Origin of the sequence: Arthrobacter oryzae (assembly GCF_030812315.1) — a bacterium.
GTDB classification, from domain to species: domain Bacteria; phylum Actinomycetota; class Actinomycetes; order Actinomycetales; family Micrococcaceae; genus Arthrobacter; species Arthrobacter oryzae_B.
Map to the genome: position 1 here is coordinate 86888 of NZ_JAUSSM010000009.1, position 16983 is coordinate 103870.

Genomic DNA, 16983 nt, shown 5'->3' on the forward strand with positions numbered 1-16983 from the left:
ATCCCCGCGGATGGCATACTGCTTCCATGGCCGAACCAGCGCTGCGCCTCACCGACGTCGATCCCCGCGAATTCATCGCGTCGGTCGACCATCCCGTCCGCCGGGCCGATGCCGAAATCCTGCTGGAACTGATGGAGGATGTCACCGGCCAGCCGGCGGCGATGTGGGGACCGTCGGTCATCGGCTTCGGGCACTACCACTACCGCTATGCGTCAGGCCACGAAGGCTACGAGTACACGATGACGGTGATGCACAGCCCGTCCCCGGAATCCGTGCCCACCCGCAAGCCGCGCGCATAGACCGAGCCTGATGGTGCGGACAATGGCCAGCGACCCCGCTCTGCTCGACTGGTTGCTCGACGCCGACCCGGCTTTGCGCTGGCAGGTCGAGCGCGACCTCGCGGGCGCCCCGCCGGAGATGTGGGGTGCAACCCGGGCAGAGGTCGCGACGGACGGGTTCGGGGCGCGGCTGCTCGCGCTGCAGGATCCCGACGGCCAGTGGGCGGGCGGGGCGTTCTTCCCCAAAGACTTCGACTTCCACGGCCCCGAGGCAGCCGGAGATGCGGGGCAGCCCTGGACCGCCACGACGTGGGCGCTCAACATGCTGCGTGACCGGGGGCTCGATGCTGCCGCCCTCGCCGGCACCGCCGAACTGCTCGCCAGGAACAGCCGTTGGGAGTACGGGAACCTGCCGTACTGGGGCGGCGAAGTCGACTGCTGCATCAACGCCTTACACCCTCGCCAACGGCGCGTGGCTGGGGGCGGATGTCTCTGGAATCGCCCGGTGGTTCCTCGACCACCGCATGGCCGACGGCGGTTGGAACTGCGAGTGGGTCGAGGGCTCGACGCGCTCATCGTTCCATTCCACCCTCAATTCCCTCAAAGGCCTGTTGTACTACGAGGGCGCGACCGGGGGCAGCAATGCGTTGCGCGCGGTCCAGCTGCGTTCTGCCCGAAAGGCCGGCGAGGAGTACCTGCTTCAGCGCCGCCTGCTCCGGGCCCTGTCAACAGGGGAGCGCGTCGGGCCGTGGGCGACCCGGTTCGCGTATCCGTTCCGCTGGTTCTACAGCGTGCTCAACGCGGCCGACTACTTCCGGGCAGCAGCCCTGCACGACGGTGCCTCGCCGGATCCGCGGCTTGCCGACGCCATCGAAGCGATACGCGCCGCCCGCCGTCCCGACGGCACCTGGCTGCAGGAGCGCCGCCATCCCGGACGGGTGTGGTTTGAAGTCGACGTGGCTCCCGGTGAGCCGTCCAAGTGGCTTACGTTCTACGGCACGCGCGTGCTGGCCTGGTGGGACGGTGCTGCCCGAGTTTAGTCCGGCCGGGATTCCCCATTAGGGACTGTTCCGCGGCCTCCGGTAACGCCTAGCCCGCGGAAGCCCCCGCCGTGCTCTGCCGCACCACCAGCTCCGGGGTGAAGATCACCGCGCGGTGATGGGGCCGCACGGAAGTGGGTCCCATGGCGTCCAGTTCCTCGGCCAGCAGCTCGATCGCGGTCCGCCCCAGCGCTTCCGTGGGCTGCCGGATGGAGGACAGGGGCACGACGGCGGACACGGCGAAGTCGATGTCGTCGTAGCCGATCAGTGCGATGTCCTCGGGGATCCGCAGCGTGTGCATCATGGCGAGGGACTGCATGACGCCGAGGGCCAGCAGGTCGTTGGCGCAGAACACGCCGTCCGGAAGCTCCTCGGCGCTGCGGCGGACCAGTTGGTTGCCCACGCCCCGCCCAGCCAGGACCGTCTGCCCGGCGGAATCCAGGACTTCCAGGGAAGCGTCCGGAACCTCGGCGATGGCGCGTTGCGCCCCCTGGAGACGGTCCGCCACCTGGCGTATCGACGTCGGGCCTCCCACGAAGGCAAGCCGACGGCGGCCCAGGTCCAGCAGGTGCCGCGCCGCAAGGTAACCGCCGGCGTCGTCGTCAACGGAGACGGAACTGTACTTCGTCTCGTCTGCCAGCCGGTCCACCAGGACAGTGGGCACCCCGCGTTCGCGCAACTGGTCCAGGCGCTCGGTGACATCGCCCACCGGCGAGATGAGCAGGCCCTGGACCCGCTGCTCCTGGAAGAGGTCGATGTAGTTCGATTCGCGACTGGCGTCGTGCCCGCTGTCCCCGAGCAGGACGGCGCTGCCTTGCAAAGCGGCGGCGTCCTCGGCAGCGCGGACCACGGAGGTGAAGAAGGGGTTGCCTACGTCGAGGACGATCAGGCCGATGGTGCGGCTGTGCCCCGCCCGGAGCTGGCGGGCCGCATCGTTGCGGACGAAGCCCAGTTCGTCGATGGCCTGCAGCACCCGGTCCTTGGTCCGCTGAGAAACCCGGTCCGGGTAGTTCAGGACGTTGGAAACTGTTCCCACTGCCACGCGGGCATGGTTTGCAACGTCCTTGATGCTGGCTGACCGTGACATCTTTCTCCAAGCTCTCTCTTGCGGGGCGGCGTGCAACCGCCTGGACCGGACCCCTGACCAATTGTCCTTGCCAGGGTGGCGTTCGGGTCGGACGAAACGGTTCAGCCAGCAGATAAATGGTTTTCAATCGCTGACAATCTCTTGACACCTACTCGAATTCAAGAGTACTTTGAATCGTAACAATGAAACGATTCAAAGAATCTGAATTTCAGGAGAGTCGCAGATGAGGGTGTGTTTTCGCTCCTCAGTCCAACCGGGACTGATCGATGAGTACAGGCGCCGGCACGCCGCCGTCTGGCCGGAGATGCTCCGTGCGCTCAAGGACGCGGGCTGGCACAACTACTCGCTCTTCCTGGCCGACGACGGGCTGCTGGTGGGCTACGTGGAGTGCGACGACTTCGACGCCGTGCGGGCACGGATGGCACTCACCGAGGTCAACGCCCGCTGGCAGGCGGAGATGGCCACGCTCTTCGAAGACACGGAGCAGCCCCCTGACACAGGATTTGTGGCGCTCGAGGAGATCTTCAACCTGGAGGACCACTTGGCCACGGCCAACGCCGCGGATTAGCCCAGCGTCAAGGGCAGCGGGACCTACCGACGACCGCATGCAGCCGACGCGGGAGTCGGCACACAACAGACAATCGCACCACGAGAGACCGGAAGAACCATCATGAATGACGTAGCAACGGCGCTGGGCAGGCTCGGCGAGCTTGCCATTGAAGTACCCTCCTGGGCCTATGGCAACTCGGGTACCCGCTTCAAGGTGTTCGGCACGCCGGGCACCCCGCGGACGGTGCAGGAGAAGATCGCGGACGCCGCGAAGGTGCACGAACTGACGGGCCTGGCTCCGACCGTTGCGCTGCACATTCCGTGGGACAAGGTGGACGACTACGCTGCCCTGCGCGAGTATGCGGCAGGCCTGGGCGTGGGCCTGGGCACCATCAATTCCAACACGTTCCAGGATGACGAGTACAAGTTCGGCTCGCTGACGTCCTCCAACGAGACCGTCCGGCGCCGGGCCATCGCCCATCACCTCGAATGCATCGGGATCATGCACGCCACCGGCTCGAAGGACCTGAAGATCTGGCTGGCGGACGGTACCAACTACCCGGGCCAGGACGACATGCGCGGCCGCCAGGACCGGCTGGCCGAGTCGCTGCAGGAGATTTACGCCGGTCTTGGTGATGAGCAGCGGCTGGTGCTGGAGTACAAGTTCTTCGAGCCGGCTTTCTACCACACTGACGTTCCGGACTGGGGCACGTCCTACGCGCAGACCCTGGCGCTGGGTGAAAAGGCGTTCGTCTGCCTGGACACCGGCCACCATGCCCCGGGCACCAACATCGAGTTCATCGTGATGCAGCTGCTGCGCCTGGGCAAGCTGGGTTCCTTCGACTTCAACTCCCGTTTCTACGCCGATGATGACCTGATCGTGGGCGCGGCGGACCCGTTCCAGCTGTTCCGGATCATGTTCGAGGTGATCCGCGGCGGCGGATTCGGCAAGGGCTCAGGCGTGGCGCTCATGCTGGACCAGTGCCACAACCTGGAAGAGAAGATCCCGGGCCAGATCCGCTCGGTGCTGAACGTCCAGGAGATGACGGCGCGTGCCCTGATGGTGGACACCTCAGCGCTGAGTGAGGCCCAGAAGGCCGGCGACGTCCTGGCCGCGAACGCGGTCTTCAACGACGCCTTCTACACGGACGTCCGCCCGGCACTGGCCGCATGGCGTGAATCCCGCGGCCTGCCCGCGGACCCGATGGCCGCCTTCAAGGCCAGCGGTTACCAGAAACAGATCAACGAGGACCGCGTGGGCGGCCAGCAAGCCGGATGGGGCGCATAGAGCATGAGCATGCAGAACACAGCGAATAAGACTGTTGAAGAACTGATTGCCCGTTCCAATCGCCTGGGTGCGGACAAGCGGAACACCAACTTCGCCGGCGGCAACACCTCGGCGAAGGGCACGGAGAAGGACCCTGTGACGGGCGAGGATGTCCAGCTGCTCTGGGTGAAGGGCTCCGGCGGGGACCTGGGCACGCTGACGGCCGGGAACCTTGCGGTGCTGCGCCTGGACCGGTTGAACGCTTTGAAGAACGTGTACCCGGGTGTTGAGCGTGAAGATGAGATAGTGGCCGCGTTTGATTACTGCCTGCATGGCAAGGGCGGGGCGGCGCCGTCGATTGACACCGCGATGCACGGGCTGGTGGACGCCGCGCATGTGGACCACCTTCACCCGGATTCGGGGATCGCGATTGCCACGGCGGTGGATGGGGAGGCCCTGACCGCCAAGATCTTCGGCAACAAGGTGGTGTGGGTGCCGTGGCGCCGGCCCGGTTTCCAGCTGGGCCTGGACATCGCCGCGATCAAGGACGCCAACCCGCAGGCTGTCGGCACCATCCTGGGCGGGCACGGCATCACCGCCTGGGGCGCCACCAGCGAAGAAGCAGAGCAGAACTCGCTGTGGATCATCGACCAGGCCGAGAAATTCATTGCCGACAACGGCCGCACCGAACCGTTCGGTGCGAAGCTGCCCGGCTACGGTGCCCTCCCGGAGGCTGAGCGCCGTGCGAAGGCCGCCGCGCTGGCGCCGGTGATCCGCGGACTGGCGTCCACGGACAAACCGCAGCTGGGGCACTTCAGCGATGACGCCGTCGTGCTGGACTTCCTGGAAGCCGCCGAGCACCCGCGGCTCGGCGCGCTGGGTACGTCCTGCCCGGACCACTTCCTGCGCACCAAGGTCAAGCCGCTGATCCTGGACCTTCCCGCGGACGCTTCGATCGAGGACTCGGTCGCCCGGCTGCAGGAGCTGCACGCGGACTACCGCGAGGATTACCAGGCGTACTACGACCGGCACGCAACCCCGGAAAGCCCGGCCCTGCGCGGCGCGGACCCGGCGATTGTGCTGGTCCCGGGCGTGGGCATGTTCTCCTTCGGTGCGAACAAGCAGACCGCCCGCGTTGCCGGGGAGTTTTACATCAACGCGATCAATGTGATGCGCGGCGCCGAGGCGATCTCCACGTACGCCCCGATCGAGGAATCCGAGAAGTTCCGGATCGAGTACTGGTCCCTCGAGGAAGCCAAGCTCGCCCGCCTGCCCAAGCCGAAGTCGCACGCCACCCGCATCGCGCTGGTCACCGGTGCGGCATCGGGCATCGGCAAGGCCATCGCCACCCGCCTCGCCGCGGAAGGCGCCTGCGTGGTGATCGCGGACCTGAACCTGGAGAACGCGCAGGCCGTCGCCGCCGAGCTCGGCGGTCCGGACGTTGCCATCGGCGTGCAGGCCGACGTGACCGACGAGGCGCAGATCGCCGCCGCCATCCAGGAAGCGGTGCTGGCGTTCGGCGGACTGGACCTGGTGGTCAACAACGCCGGGCTGTCCATCTCCAAGCCGCTGCTGGAAACCACGGAGAAGGATTGGGACATCCAGCACAACGTGATGGCCAAGGGCTCCTTCCTGGTGGCCAAGGCCGCGGCGAAGGTCATGATCGACCAAGACATGGGCGGGGACATCATCTACATCTCCTCGAAGAACTCCGTGTTCGCCGGCCCGAACAACATCGCCTACTCCGCGACCAAGGCCGACCAGGCCCACCAGGTCCGGCTCCTCGCAGCCGAGCTCGGTGAGTACGGCATCCGGGTCAACGGCATCAACCCCGACGGCGTGGTTCGCGGCTCCGGGATCTTCGCCGGCGGCTGGGGCGCCAAGCGCGCCGCGGTCTACGGCGTCGACGAGCAGGAGCTGGGCAAGTACTACGCCCAGCGCACCCTGCTCAAACGCGAAGTGCTGCCCGAGCACGTGGCCAACGCAGCCGCCGTGCTCACCAGCGCCGAACTGTCCCACACCACCGGCCTCCACATCCCCGTGGACGCCGGTGTGGCAGCCGCGTTCCTGCGATGAGCACCGTGCCACCAACAGCGGACTCCGCCCCGGCCACGGCCCGGGCAGTGTCCGCCGGCAGTGTGTTCGCTGCCGTCGATATTGGTGCCTCCTCCGGACGCGTCATCCTAGGGCGCGTTTCAGACGGCGGCGCCGGGTCTGAAGGCAAAGCGACGCTGGAAACCGTGCACCGCTTTCCCAACGGGGTGGTGGAGTCCGGCGGCGGGCTGCGCTGGGACTTCGACGCCCTGTTCGCCGAGGTCCTGGCCGGGCTCGCTGCCGCGGCCCGCGTCGCCGGGGAGCGCGGCGAAACGATCAGCAGCATCGGGATCGACACCTGGGCGGTGGACTACGGCCTGGTCAACACCGCGGGCGAGCTGACGGCGCAGCCGTTCAGCTACCGCGATGACCGCAGCCGCGCCGCCGTCGCCCCGGTCCACCAAAAACTGGACCCGGCCCGGCTCTACGCCACCACCGGGCTGCAGTTCCTGCAGTTCAACACGATCTACCAGCTCGCCAGCGAACCGGACCTGGACGGTGTCCAGGCCCTGCTCATCCCGGACCTGATCGCGTTCCTGCTCACCGGGGTCCGCCGCACCGAAGCCACCAACGCGTCCACCACCGGTCTGTTCGACGCTGTTGCGGGGGAGTGGGCCACCGAGTTCCTGGCCGCCCTGGACCTGCCCAAAAAGCTGTTCCCGCCGCTGATCCAGCCCGGCGAAACCGTCGGCACCCTGCTGCCCGGCATCGCCGCGCGCACCGGACTGGGCCAGGCAACGAAGGTTGTGGCCGTCGGCTCGCACGACACCGCCTCCGCCGTCGCCGCCGTACCCGCCGGAGCAACCGGCACCGCCGGGGCAGTACCAACGCCAGCGGAGAAGTTCGCCTACATCTCCTCCGGCACCTGGTCCCTCGTCGGCGTCGAGCTTCCGAAACCGGTGCTCACTGAGGCGAGCCGGGCCGCGAACTTCACCAACGAGCGCGGCGTGGACGGCACTATCCGCTATCTCCGCAACGTCGGCGGACTCTGGCTGCTCAGCGAATGCCAGCGCACCTGGGCGCAGCAGGGATACACAGCCACACTCGACGAACTGCTGGCGTCCGCCGCAGCACTGCCGTTCGGCGGACCCCAGATCAACGCCGACGATCCGTACTTCATTGCCCCGGACAACATGCCCGAACGGATCCGCGCCGCCGTCCGCAACACCGGCTCCGTCCTCACCGACAACCCGGCTGCGATCACCCGGTGCATCCTGGACAGCCTCGCCGCCGGCTACGCCCGGACCATCACGGACGCCGAACGCCTGGCGGACGTTCCCGTGGACGTGGTGCACATCGTGGGCGGCGGCTCGCAGAACCGGCTCCTCTGCCAGCTCACCGCCGACGCCACCGGCAAACGCGTCATCGCCGGACCCGTGGAAGCCACAGCCCTCGGCAACGTCCTGGTCCAGGCCCGGGCCGCGGGCGCGGTCTCCGGCGGCCTCGCCGAGCTGCGGACGCTCGTGCGCGGCTCGCAGTCATTGGAAAGCTACCAGGCGGCGCTGGTCTGAGTGACGGGGGAGCGCGTCCAATAACGTCACCGCCAGTCGCGCTGGTACACAGTCCTCAACCTGGCGTCGTGGCGGATGGAAACCGCTGCGCCCGCCTGACAGGATCACAACCACAACCCGCCCATCACCCCGCTTCACAGAACCGGAATCCCCATGCCCCTTTTCGACCTACCGCTTGATCAGCTCCGAAACTACACCTCGGCTGTCACCGCTCCGGCGGATCTTGGTGCCTTCTGGGACCGCACCATCGGCGAGGCCCGGGCGTACCCGCTGGACGCAGTTTTCGAGCCCGTGGACAACTACCTGACAGTGATCGACACCTTCGATGTCACGTTTTCCGGCTTCGGCGGTGCCCCGGTTAAAGGCTGGCTGCACCTGCCGGCCAACCGGTCGGCGGACGAGCCGCTTCCCGTCGTCGTGCAGTACGTGGGCTATTCCGGCGGTCGGGGGCTGTCCAACCAGGACACCAAGTGGGCACAGGCCGGCTACGCGCACTTCATCATGGACACCCGCGGGCAGGGCTACGGCGGAAGCCTGGGGCACACCGCCGACCCGCATTCCTCAGCGGGCGACGTCGCGCATGCGGGGCTGATGACCCGCGGCATCGGAAGCCGCGAGGACTATTACTACCGGCGGGTCTACGTGGATGCTTTCCGGGCGGTGGAGGCCGCCCAGGCGCACCCCGCCGTCGATGCCTCCCGGGTGGTGGTGGCGGGCGTCAGCCAGGGCGGCGGCATCACCGTCGCGGTGGCAGGGCTTGTGGCCGGAAGGCTCGACGGCGTGGTCGCCGCCCTGCCGGATGTGCCCTTCCTGCAGGATTTCCCGCGCGCCATCGACATCGCGCCGCGCGGACCGTATCCCGAAATCGCCGCGTTCCTGGCCCGCCACCGGGAGCGTTACGAGCCCATCCTCGCCGTGCTGAACTACTTCGACGGCGTCAACCTGGGCCGGGCGGCTACGGCACCGGCGTTGTTCTCGGCCGCGCAAATGGACGATATTTGCCCGCCTTCCACAGTCTTCGCCAGCTTCAACGCCTACGGAACCGGCATGCGGGCAGGAACGGGAACCGGTGCCACCCCGGCCAAGGACATCGAGGTGTACCGGTTCAACAACCACGAGGGCGGCCAGGAACACCAGTGGAACCGCCAGCTGCAGTACCTCCGCAAGCTGCTCGGCTGAAACGGACTCCCGGCTTTCCCAACTGACTCGCAGTTAACGCCCCGAAATCGCGATTTCGGAGCGTTAACTGCGAGTCAGTTGGGGGAGGGGCGCGCGTCTGGCCCCCGCAACACAAGGTCGCGAAATGACGGGCGGGTTTGCGGAGAGCGTGTTCGGCCGTTATGGTCTTGGCTATGACTAACCGTTGGTATGCGTATTTTTCGTTGGCTCTGGAGGGGCCCGCGTCTAACTGACACGCACCCAACTTTCCTTCAGAGCCAACAGGGCAGAGATCATTCTCTGCCCTTCGCCATTTCTCCGGCGGGTTCTGATCTGGGCCCGCTCCGCACCATCCGGAACAGGACCCGTACCCATGAGCACCGCAGCAGCCACCGAAACGCATCAGAATTCACTGGAGACCACTGTCTCCCGGGACCGCACTGCATCCGCGCAGAAATCCACCTCAAACCTGCGCGTCAGCGAATTCCAGGCGCTGCCCTCACCCCAGGACATGATCTCGGAACTGCCGCTGGACGCCCGGGTGGCCGACGTCGTCGAACGCGGCCGGGACGAAGTCCGGGCCATCATGGACGGCGTGGATGATCGCCTGCTGGTGATCGTGGGACCGTGCTCCATCCACGACCCCAAAGCCGGCCTGGAATACGCCCGCCGGCTGGTGAGCCAGGCGGAGAAGCACCGGGAAGACCTGCTGATCGTCATGCGGACCTACTTCGAGAAGCCGCGAACCACCGTGGGCTGGAAGGGCCTCATCAACGATCCCCACCTTGACGGCAGCCATGACATCGCCACGGGACTGCGGGCCGCCCGCCAGTTCCTGAAGCAGGTCACCTCCCTGGGCCTTCCCACGGCCACTGAGTTCCTGGAACCGATCAGCCCGCAGTACATGGCGGACCTCGTTTCGTGGGGCGCAATCGGGGCACGCACCACCGAAAGCCAGATCCACCGCCAGTTGGCGTCCGGCCTGTCCATGCCCATCGGCTTCAAGAACGGGACCGACGGCGACCTGCAGGTTGCCGTTGATGCCTGCAGCGCCGCTGCGGCCTCCCAGGCCTTCCTGGGGATCGACGGCGACGGCCGCGCCGCGCTCGTGGCCACGGCCGGCAACCCGGACACGCACGTGATCCTTCGCGGCGGGCGCAAGGGCCCCAACTACTCCGCAGCGGACGTTGAAGCGGCGTCGGCAAAACTGGCCGCAAAGCAGCTCAACCCGCGGCTTATTGTGGACGCCAGCCACGCCAACAGCGGCAAGAGCCACCACCGCCAGGCCGAGGTGGCCCTCGAAATCGGAGCCCAGTTGGAGGACGGCGGAGCAGCCGCTTCGGCGGTAGCCGGGGTCATGCTGGAGAGCTTCCTGGTGGGCGGTGCGCAGAATCTGGATGTGGCCGAGCACGCTGCGGGCACCGACGAGCTGGTTTACGGCCAGAGCGTCACGGATGCCTGCATGGAGTGGGACGTCACGGCATCGGTGCTGGGCCAGCTTGCAGCGTCCGCCCGCAAGCGCAGGGACGCGCTGCAGGGCTGAATTTTCAGGGGATACACGGGGCACGCGCCAGGAAACTGGTTATTCGGAATGACTTTCACTATGGCACCATCAGCCACTAGAGTAACTAGCACAGGGTAGGTTGATGGCTCAGCATCGGCACACCGCAATGGGGTTTCAATGGGGTTGCCTTTATCAGCTGTTAACAAAAGGAATAAGGGAAATGTCCGCAGAGTCGAACTTCTCGAACGCTCAGTTCCTGACTGTGGCCGAAGTGGCCGAGCTCATGCGCGTTTCCAAAATGACCGTGTATCGCCTTGTCCATTCCGGAGAGATGCCTGCCGTCCGCTTCGGCCGGTCCTTCCGGGTGCCGGAGAGTGCCGTCGAACAGTACGTCAAGGGTGCTGTTGTGGAAGGCCAGTCGGACACCGCCTAGCTCCTCCCTGGCCGTCCCTGCCATGTGCCTTCCGGCGGGCGGTCAGTGGGTGCGCCGGATAAGCGGTACCCTGTTAGGGAACGTTTTTCGTTATTGTAAGAATCTGTTTGTTGTTTAGTCTGTTGCCTAGTCCACGGACCTCTTCCATCAGACAGGTACTCCATCTAGTTTGTAAGGAACTTTCGTGGGTTCAGTTATTAAGAAGCGTCGCAAGCGTATGGCCAAGAAGAAGCACCGCAAGTTGCTTCGTAAGACCCGCCACCAGCGCCGTAACAAGAAGTAGAGATACTTCATACAGCGTGAGATGCCCGTTGCCTTTGGCAGCGGGCATTTTTCTTTGGGCTGGGGCGGCGCCGACGGTAAGTGCGCCCTGACGCAAATGACCGGCGTACGCGGATTCCGGCGTGCTCAGGGATTTGGCGCGTCGCCGGTCGTGTGGGTTAGACCGTGGGGCCGCGGAAGCGGGTGAAGCCCCGCCAGAGGCCGTAGATTGCCCCGCCCACCGTCGCCGCCTTCAGGCCCAGCGTGGCGGCGCGGCGTCCCGACCGGAAGTCGTACACCGGCCAGTTGTTTTCGCGGGCATGCCGGCGAAGACGGGAGTCGGGGTTGATGGCCACCGGATGGCCCACCATGCTCAGCAGCGGAATGTCATTGTGCGAGTCGCTGTAGGCCCAGCAGCGCTTGAGGTCCAGGTCCTCGGCGTCCGCGATGCCCTGGACAGCCACTGCCTTGGCCTGCCCGTGCAGGATGTCGCCCACCAGCCGGCCGGTGTAGGCGCCGTCCTCAATCTCGCCCACTGTTCCCAGGGCTCCGGTCAGGCCCAGCCGTGTGGAAATCACGGTGGCCACCTCAATGGGCGTCGCCGTCACCAGCCACACCATGCGGCCCACCCGGAGGTGCTGCTGGGCCAGGGCCTTGGCACCGGGCCAGATCCTGGACTCGATCATTTCGTCGAAGACTTCCTCGCCGAGCGCTTTGATGTCCTCCACGGTGATGCCGGCCGCCAGCGTCAGCGCCGAATCGCGGACCGCGTGGACGTCGTCCATGTTCTCGCCGCGGAGGACGAACTTGAACTGCTTCCACGCCATCCCGGCCGCCTGCGGCAGGGTGAACGCGCCGCGCTGGTACATTTTGCGCGCCACGTGAAAGAGGCTGGCACCCTTCATGAGGGTGTTGTCGACGTCGAAGAAGGCGGCCTCGCCGTGATGCGACGCGCCGGCCGGCTGCCGGACTACGGCGACGTACTTCTCCTCGGGCATGCCTTGAGTCTAGTCAATGCCCGTCCGGCCTTGGTGACGTCGCGGCGGGACGGCGCCCAGGGATACGGTTGAGGTATGGCAAAACCCGACGTCGTCCTGATCACCAAAGCTGACTGCCACCTCTGTGAGGCGGCGCGCGACGCCGTCGGACGCGTTACCGCCGCGTTGGGACTGGAGTGGACGGAACAGTTGGTGGACAACCAGCCGGAGCTGCGCGAGCGGTATGCCGAAGAAATCCCCGTGGTTCTGGTTGACGGGATCCAGCGTGATTTCTGGAAGATCGACGAAACGCGCCTGGACCGGGTCCTGCGCCAGGCGATGGCCAAGTAGGGGCGGCGGGAGCTGCATGGGACGCGGCCGCACGACTCCGGGGCATGGCGGCATCGGGCGCAAGGCGCCGCGGCGCGCCATGACTCCTGCTTTGTTGGCAGTGCGGACGGGGCTCTAGAGTGGACTCACAACGCGACGCAATGGAGCAGATAGTGACTTCGCTGGATTCTTCCCCCGAGGCTGTCCACGGGGACGGCGGTACTGCGGCCAAGCAGATTCCGCCCGCGGCCGTGGCCCGGCTGACCATTTATTTGCGCGCCCTCACCACAATGCTGGCCGAGGGCGTTGAACGCGTCTCCTCCGAATCCCTGGCCGAAGCCTCCGGTGTGAGCTCGTCCACGCTCCGGAAGGACCTCTCGCATGTCGGGTCCTACGGCACGCGCGGCGTCGGCTATGAAGTGCAGTACCTCAGCCGCCATATCTCAGCAGCCCTCGGCCTCACCCGCGACTGGAAAGTGGCAATCGTGGGCGCCGGTAACCTGGGCAAGGCGCTGGCGCGGTACGGCGGCTTTGAGTCCCGCGGGTTCGACGTTGTGGCCATTTTCGACGCCGACCAGATGGTGGTGGGCAACGAAGTCGGCTGGCTGCGCGTCAGCGACGTGGCGGACCTCGAACCGGTCCTCCAGCGCACCGGAACCAACATGGTGGTGCTGGCGCTGCCTGCGGCTGTGGCGCAGGGCGTGTGCGACCGCGTCATCGCAGCCGGCGTGCGCAGCATCCTCAGCTTCGCGCCGGTGATGCTCCAGGTGCCGCCCGGAGTGAACCTGCGGAAGGTGGACATGGCCACGGAGCTGCAGATCCTTGCCTATCATGCACAGCGGATCAGGGGCCCGGAGGACGGCGAGTAGCTGACCGCCTGGCTGCCCTTCCCGCCTGCCCGCTCTGACCGCCTGGGAACCGTCCGACGACGCGCGTCCCGGTCTACCGCAGCGCCTAGCGGCCGTAAGGGTAGCCTGGCTGCCCGTACGGGCTCCCGAACGGCAGGTACTTCCTGAAGTACGGCGCGGACGTGGGGAGGTACAGGAGCACCATTGCCGCCACGCCGGCCAGGATGGACAGCGTGCCCAGCCCCATTTCGAGGAGGCCCGGCAGGGAGAGCGCCGCGAAGACGGTGCCGAGGATCCGTGCCCAGTTCCGGCCCTTCCTGATGTTGAACGCCACCAGCGCGTACATCAGGACTCCGACGGCGGCTATCAGCACCACCATTCCCACAATGACGCCCTTGATGGCTTCGAAATCCACGTCAGCTCCGCTGGTTGCCAGCCTGGCGTCGAACTGGCTGCGCATTGCGGGGTCGTCGATTGCACCTACCGACAGGAAGACGGAGAACACCCACAGGAGGCACGCGCCGATCAGCAGCCAGAAGGAGATGTCCACGAGCGGGGGAGCGGCACTGGAAGCGCTAGTCCGCTGCTGCGGCATCTCCGAAGGGTAGAGGAGGTGCTGCGGTTGCCCGAACTGCTGCGGCTGCCCGAACTGGGGGCTCTGGCCGTATTGGGGCGGCTCCTGGCCGTATTGCGGAGCCTGCGCATATTGCGGCGCCTGCGGGAAATGGGACGGATTCTGCCCGTACTGCGGCGGCTGCTGGCCGTACTGACCGCCAGATTGGGGATCATAAGGATACGACGGCGGGACGGGCGGAGTGCTCATGTTGATCCTTTGCGAGTCGGCTACTGACTAAACGCGTGTTGGGATCAGCCACGTCTTCCTGCCCCCAGCGTCACTTTGGTTACACGGTACCGCGCGATGGCGCCATCTGTGGATAGTTTTTGGCTCAATTTCGGCTCAAGGAGAGACAAGGCAAAGCGCAGCGGGCGCGGACTCCGGAGTCAGCGGCTGAAGCCGCCGGACCTTCCGAAGTCCACGCCCGCTGGCTGTGGAACTGGGGTGCTGCGTTGTGTGCTGCTTGGCTGCGGTGGCGACCGTCAGTGGCGCCGGACCGAAGTGTTAGCGGCCGTAGGGGTTGCCCGGCTGGGAGTAGGGGCTCCCGAAAGGCTGTTGCTTCTGGAAATACGGCGCGGAGGCCGGGAGGTAAAGCATCACAATCGCTGCGATGCCCAGGAGCGCCGAGACGGTTCCGATGCTGAGCGGGACGAGGCTGAAGATCGAAAGGGCGGCGAAGACGGTGCCGAGGATGCGTGCCCAGTTCTTGCCCTTGCGGACGTTGAAGGCAACCAGCGCGTACAGCCCTGCGCCGATCAGGCCCACGACAACCATCATGCCGATCACAAGGCCCTTGATCGACTCGAAGTCGACGTCCGCACCGCCGGCACGCATCTGCTCTTCGAACGTACTCCGCATGGCGGGGTCTTCGAGGGCCGGAATGGCTACCAGGATGGAAATGACTGACAGGACGCCCGCCGCAATGATCATCCAGAAAGCGTTGTTGACCATTTTCGGAACCCCGCCGGCGGCAGCACCCTGGGGCTGTTCGGACGGGTACTGGGCATACGGTGACTGGCCGTACTGCTGGGGTGCCTGGCCGTAGGGCTGCTGGGGCTGCTGGCCGTACTGCGGCGGTGTGCCCTGCTGTCCGAACTGCTGGGGCTGTTGGCCGTACTGGGGTGGTGTGCCCTGCTGTCCGAACTGCTGGGGCTGCTGGCCGTACTGGGGCTGCCCGTACTGCGGTGCCGCCGGGGAATGCTGGCCGTACTGCGGTGCCGCGGGGGACTGCGGGGCGTTCTGGCCGTACTGCGGTGCCGCGGGGGACTGCGGGGCGTTCTGGCCGTACTGGGGAGCGTCGGGGCCCGGCTTGTCCTTCTCAGGTTCGTTCGGGTTGGCCGGTTGGGCTGGAGGCGTGCTCATAGTGGTCCTTTGCGGGTCGACTACTGATTAAACGGGTACCGGGATCAGTAACGGTGCCCTGCCCCCAGCATGGTTTGCTTCCACCGTACCGCGCTCCGGCCGCGCGGTGGATCATTCCGCAGAGGTATTCCGAATTAGGCCCAGCGCATTAAGCACAAAGCCCCGCTCCGTCGCAGTGACGGAGCGGGGCGCTGTGTTGGTGCGGGGTGCTACTGGGCGCAGAAACTATGCGGCCGGTGCGATGAACGCGAGTTCAAGGTTGATGGCAACCTTGTCGCTGACCAGCACGCCACCGGCTTCCAGGACGGCATTCCAGGTCAGGCCGAAGTCCTTGCGGCTGATGGTGGTTTCAGCCGTGAGGCCGGCGCGGGTGTTGCCGAAGGGGTCCACAGCTACGCCGTGGAGCTCGGTCTCGAGGGCAACCGCGCGGGTGACGCCCTTGATGGTGAGATCGCCCTGGAGCTCGTAGGCGTCGCCCTTGGGAACGATCGTGTTGGACACGAAGGAGATCTCCGGGAACTTCTCGACGTCGAAGAAGTCTTCGCCGCGGACGTGGCCGTCGCGGTTGACGTCGCCCGAGTCAAAGCTGGCGGTCTGGATGGTGGCGTTGACCTTGGAGTCGGCAACGTTCTCTGAGAGGTCCAGGGTTGCTGCGGCGTCCTTGAACTGGCCGCGGACCTTGCTGATGCCTGCATGGCGAACGGTGAAGGCGATTTCGCTGTGCGAGTTGTCGAGGGTCCAGGTGCCGGTGGTGATGTTGGCGGGAAGTGCCATGGTGTTGCTCCTTGTGATCTGTGGTCGGAAATCTCTTGCGGAAGGATGTCTGATCGCCAGCTAAAACTTCTTTGGTTGAAGTCTCAACTAACTGCTTCACCCAGTATAAACATGCGTTTGCATCTTTTATTCCAACTCCATGGAACATTTCTTCAAACTTTCGAGTTCTACTTGGTGTAGAAGATTTCAGATCACCCGACATCTTTGAGAAACTGGTAAACATGCCCCAAGCCACTGTTCATCTCCTTCGCCACGGCGAGGTCCATAATCCGGACGGCATCCTCTACGGACGGCTGCCGGAATTCCACCTCTCCGCGCTCGGGCAGCAGATGGCCAAGACGCTCGCCGTTCACTTCAGCGACCGCGCTGCGCGGGGGGCGAAGATCGTTCACCTGGTGGCGTCACCGCTGACCCGCGCACAGGAAACAGCCCTCCCCATCTCCGAGGCGCTGAACCTGGAAATCAACACCGAGGACCGCATCATCGAGGCCGGTAACCACTTCGAAGGGCTCCGGGTCAACAAAGCCGAGCTCCTCAGGCCCAGGCACTGGCCGCATTTGCGCAACCCGTTCGTTCCGTCGTGGGGCGAGCCCTACAAGGAGCAGGCCGCGCGCGTCATCGCCGCGGTCCAGGACGCACGACTGCGTGCCATCGAACTGGGCGGCGACGGCGCCGAGGCCATCCTTGTCAGCCACCAGCTCCCCATCTGGTCCACGCGGCTCAGCGCCGAGGGCAAGCCCCTCTGGCACGATCCGCGCAAGCGCGAGTGCACGCTCACGTCGCTCACCTCGCTGGTGTTCGACGACGACGGCACCCTCCTGCGCGTGGAGTACAGCGAGCCCGCTGCCGCCCTTCTGCCCGGCGCGTCCAACACCCCGGGGGCCTGAGCGTGGC

General features: G+C 66.0%; 17 protein-coding genes and 1 pseudogene. 13 read left to right on the forward strand and 5 right to left on the reverse strand.

Annotation, left to right across the window (positions count from 1 at the left end):
- Positions 1–26 precede the first annotated feature (26 nt).
- Both J2S97_RS17555 and J2S97_RS17560 read left to right on the forward strand, forming a co-directional pair.
- A complete protein-coding gene (locus J2S97_RS17555) occupies positions 27–299 on the forward strand; it encodes a hypothetical protein (RefSeq protein WP_307051230.1) in 273 nt (90 codons plus the stop codon).
- 22 nt (positions 300–321) lie between these two features.
- Positions 322–1318 (forward strand): annotated as a pseudogene (locus tag J2S97_RS17560) (squalene cyclase).
- A gap of 49 nt (positions 1319–1367) precedes the next feature.
- On the opposite strand, the gene J2S97_RS17565 reads toward J2S97_RS17560, so the two are convergent.
- A complete protein-coding gene (locus J2S97_RS17565) occupies positions 1368–2405 on the reverse strand; it encodes a LacI family DNA-binding transcriptional regulator (RefSeq protein WP_307051231.1) in 1038 nt (345 codons plus the stop codon).
- 223 nt (positions 2406–2628) lie between these two features.
- On the opposite strand from J2S97_RS17565, the gene J2S97_RS17570 reads away from it, so the two are divergent.
- The 8 genes from J2S97_RS17570 to J2S97_RS17605 all read left to right on the forward strand — a co-directional run bounded on the left by J2S97_RS17570 (position 2629) and on the right by J2S97_RS17605 (position 11204).
- Positions 2629–2973 carry an L-rhamnose mutarotase gene (locus tag J2S97_RS17570; RefSeq protein ID WP_307051232.1) on the forward strand — a complete coding sequence of 115 codons (345 nt, stop codon included), beginning with the start codon at positions 2629–2631 and terminating at the stop codon, positions 2971–2973.
- Positions 2974–3075: 102 nt separating this feature from the next.
- Complete coding sequence (rhaI, locus tag J2S97_RS17575) at positions 3076–4242, forward strand: L-rhamnose isomerase (protein WP_307051233.1); 1167 nt, start codon at positions 3076–3078, stop codon at positions 4240–4242.
- 3 nt (positions 4243–4245) lie between these two features.
- A complete protein-coding gene (locus tag J2S97_RS17580) occupies positions 4246–6297 on the forward strand; it encodes a bifunctional aldolase/short-chain dehydrogenase (protein ID WP_307051234.1) in 2052 nt (683 codons plus the stop codon).
- A complete protein-coding gene (locus J2S97_RS17585; protein ID WP_307051235.1) occupies positions 6294–7826 on the forward strand; it encodes a rhamnulokinase in 1533 nt (510 codons plus the stop codon). Before J2S97_RS17580 ends, J2S97_RS17585 begins: the two co-directional genes overlap by 4 nt.
- Before the next feature lie 153 nt (positions 7827–7979).
- On the forward strand, positions 7980–9005 hold the full coding sequence (locus J2S97_RS17590) for an acetylxylan esterase (protein ID WP_307051236.1): 1026 nt from the start codon (positions 7980–7982) through the stop codon (positions 9003–9005).
- Positions 9006–9357: 352 nt separating this feature from the next.
- Entirely contained in the window at positions 9358–10527 is a 1170-nt protein-coding gene (locus J2S97_RS17595) for a 3-deoxy-7-phosphoheptulonate synthase (protein WP_307051237.1), read from the forward strand.
- Positions 10528–10708: 181 nt separating this feature from the next.
- Entirely contained in the window at positions 10709–10921 is a 213-nt protein-coding gene (locus tag J2S97_RS17600) for a helix-turn-helix domain-containing protein (protein ID WP_043429999.1), read from the forward strand.
- A 184-nt stretch (positions 10922–11105) separates the two neighbouring features.
- Positions 11106–11204, forward strand: coding sequence for a 30S ribosomal protein bS22 (locus tag J2S97_RS17605; RefSeq protein ID WP_003792170.1), 99 nt, complete (start codon positions 11106–11108; stop codon positions 11202–11204).
- Positions 11205–11361: 157 nt separating this feature from the next.
- Here the strand turns inward: J2S97_RS17605 and J2S97_RS17610 are convergent, their stop codons facing one another.
- Entirely contained in the window at positions 11362–12180 is an 819-nt protein-coding gene (locus J2S97_RS17610; RefSeq protein WP_307051238.1) for an HAD family hydrolase, read from the reverse strand.
- Between the two features lie 75 nt (positions 12181–12255).
- Between J2S97_RS17610 and J2S97_RS17615 the strand changes: the two genes are divergently transcribed.
- Both J2S97_RS17615 and J2S97_RS17620 read left to right on the forward strand, forming a co-directional pair.
- The gene (locus J2S97_RS17615) at positions 12256–12510 is read left to right on the forward strand and encodes a glutaredoxin family protein (RefSeq protein WP_307051239.1); all 255 of its coding nucleotides are present in this window, start codon (positions 12256–12258) and stop codon (positions 12508–12510) included.
- A gap of 152 nt (positions 12511–12662) precedes the next feature.
- Positions 12663–13358 (forward strand): redox-sensing transcriptional repressor Rex, encoded by a 696-nt coding sequence (locus tag J2S97_RS17620; protein ID WP_307051240.1) that lies wholly within the window; start codon positions 12663–12665, stop codon positions 13356–13358.
- Positions 13359–13443: 85 nt separating this feature from the next.
- Here the strand turns inward: J2S97_RS17620 and J2S97_RS17625 are convergent, their stop codons facing one another.
- The 3 genes from J2S97_RS17625 to J2S97_RS17635 all read right to left on the reverse strand — a co-directional run bounded on the left by J2S97_RS17625 (position 13444) and on the right by J2S97_RS17635 (position 16089).
- The gene (locus tag J2S97_RS17625) at positions 13444–14160 is read right to left on the reverse strand and encodes a hypothetical protein (RefSeq protein WP_307051241.1); all 717 of its coding nucleotides are present in this window, start codon (positions 14158–14160) and stop codon (positions 13444–13446) included.
- Between the two features lie 297 nt (positions 14161–14457).
- Complete coding sequence (locus J2S97_RS17630) at positions 14458–15315, reverse strand: hypothetical protein (protein WP_307051242.1); 858 nt, start codon at positions 15313–15315, stop codon at positions 14458–14460.
- A gap of 225 nt (positions 15316–15540) precedes the next feature.
- Positions 15541–16089 carry a YceI family protein gene (locus J2S97_RS17635; protein WP_307051243.1) on the reverse strand — a complete coding sequence of 183 codons (549 nt, stop codon included), beginning with the start codon at positions 16087–16089 and terminating at the stop codon, positions 15541–15543.
- Between the two features lie 221 nt (positions 16090–16310).
- Here J2S97_RS17635 and J2S97_RS17640 point away from each other — a divergent pair, with 221 nt between their 5' ends.
- The gene (locus J2S97_RS17640; RefSeq protein ID WP_307051244.1) at positions 16311–16976 is read left to right on the forward strand and encodes a histidine phosphatase family protein; all 666 of its coding nucleotides are present in this window, start codon (positions 16311–16313) and stop codon (positions 16974–16976) included.
- The last annotated feature ends 7 nt before the right edge of the window (positions 16977–16983 follow it).

What these genes read in the sequence shown, in the direction of transcription:
- J2S97_RS17640 (WP_307051244.1), top strand. Translation starts at nt 16,311, where the DNA reads ATGCCCCAAGCCACTGTTCATCTCCTTCGCCACGGCGAGGTCCATAAT.
- J2S97_RS17600 (WP_043429999.1), top strand. Translation starts at nt 10,709, where the DNA reads ATGTCCGCAGAGTCGAACTTCTCGAACGCTCAGTTCCTGACTGTGGCC.
- J2S97_RS17570 (WP_307051232.1), top strand. Translation starts at nt 2,629, where the DNA reads ATGAGGGTGTGTTTTCGCTCCTCAGTCCAACCGGGACTGATCGATGAG.
- J2S97_RS17630 (WP_307051242.1), bottom strand. Translation starts at nt 15,315, where the DNA reads ATGAGCACGCCTCCAGCCCAACCGGCCAACCCGAACGAACCTGAGAAG.
- J2S97_RS17580 (WP_307051234.1), top strand. Translation starts at nt 4,246, where the DNA reads ATGAGCATGCAGAACACAGCGAATAAGACTGTTGAAGAACTGATTGCC.
- J2S97_RS17610 (WP_307051238.1), bottom strand. Translation starts at nt 12,180, where the DNA reads ATGCCCGAGGAGAAGTACGTCGCCGTAGTCCGGCAGCCGGCCGGCGCG.
- J2S97_RS17625 (WP_307051241.1), bottom strand. Translation starts at nt 14,160, where the DNA reads ATGAGCACTCCGCCCGTCCCGCCGTCGTATCCTTATGATCCCCAATCT.
- J2S97_RS17555 (WP_307051230.1), top strand. Translation starts at nt 27, where the DNA reads ATGGCCGAACCAGCGCTGCGCCTCACCGACGTCGATCCCCGCGAATTC.
- J2S97_RS17635 (WP_307051243.1), bottom strand. Translation starts at nt 16,089, where the DNA reads ATGGCACTTCCCGCCAACATCACCACCGGCACCTGGACCCTCGACAAC.
- J2S97_RS17615 (WP_307051239.1), top strand. Translation starts at nt 12,256, where the DNA reads ATGGCAAAACCCGACGTCGTCCTGATCACCAAAGCTGACTGCCACCTC.
- J2S97_RS17565 (WP_307051231.1), bottom strand. Translation starts at nt 2,405, where the DNA reads ATGTCACGGTCAGCCAGCATCAAGGACGTTGCAAACCATGCCCGCGTG.
- J2S97_RS17585 (WP_307051235.1), top strand. Translation starts at nt 6,294, where the DNA reads ATGAGCACCGTGCCACCAACAGCGGACTCCGCCCCGGCCACGGCCCGG.
- J2S97_RS17590 (WP_307051236.1), top strand. Translation starts at nt 7,980, where the DNA reads ATGCCCCTTTTCGACCTACCGCTTGATCAGCTCCGAAACTACACCTCG.
- rhaI (WP_307051233.1), top strand. Translation starts at nt 3,076, where the DNA reads ATGAATGACGTAGCAACGGCGCTGGGCAGGCTCGGCGAGCTTGCCATT.
- J2S97_RS17595 (WP_307051237.1), top strand. Translation starts at nt 9,358, where the DNA reads ATGAGCACCGCAGCAGCCACCGAAACGCATCAGAATTCACTGGAGACC.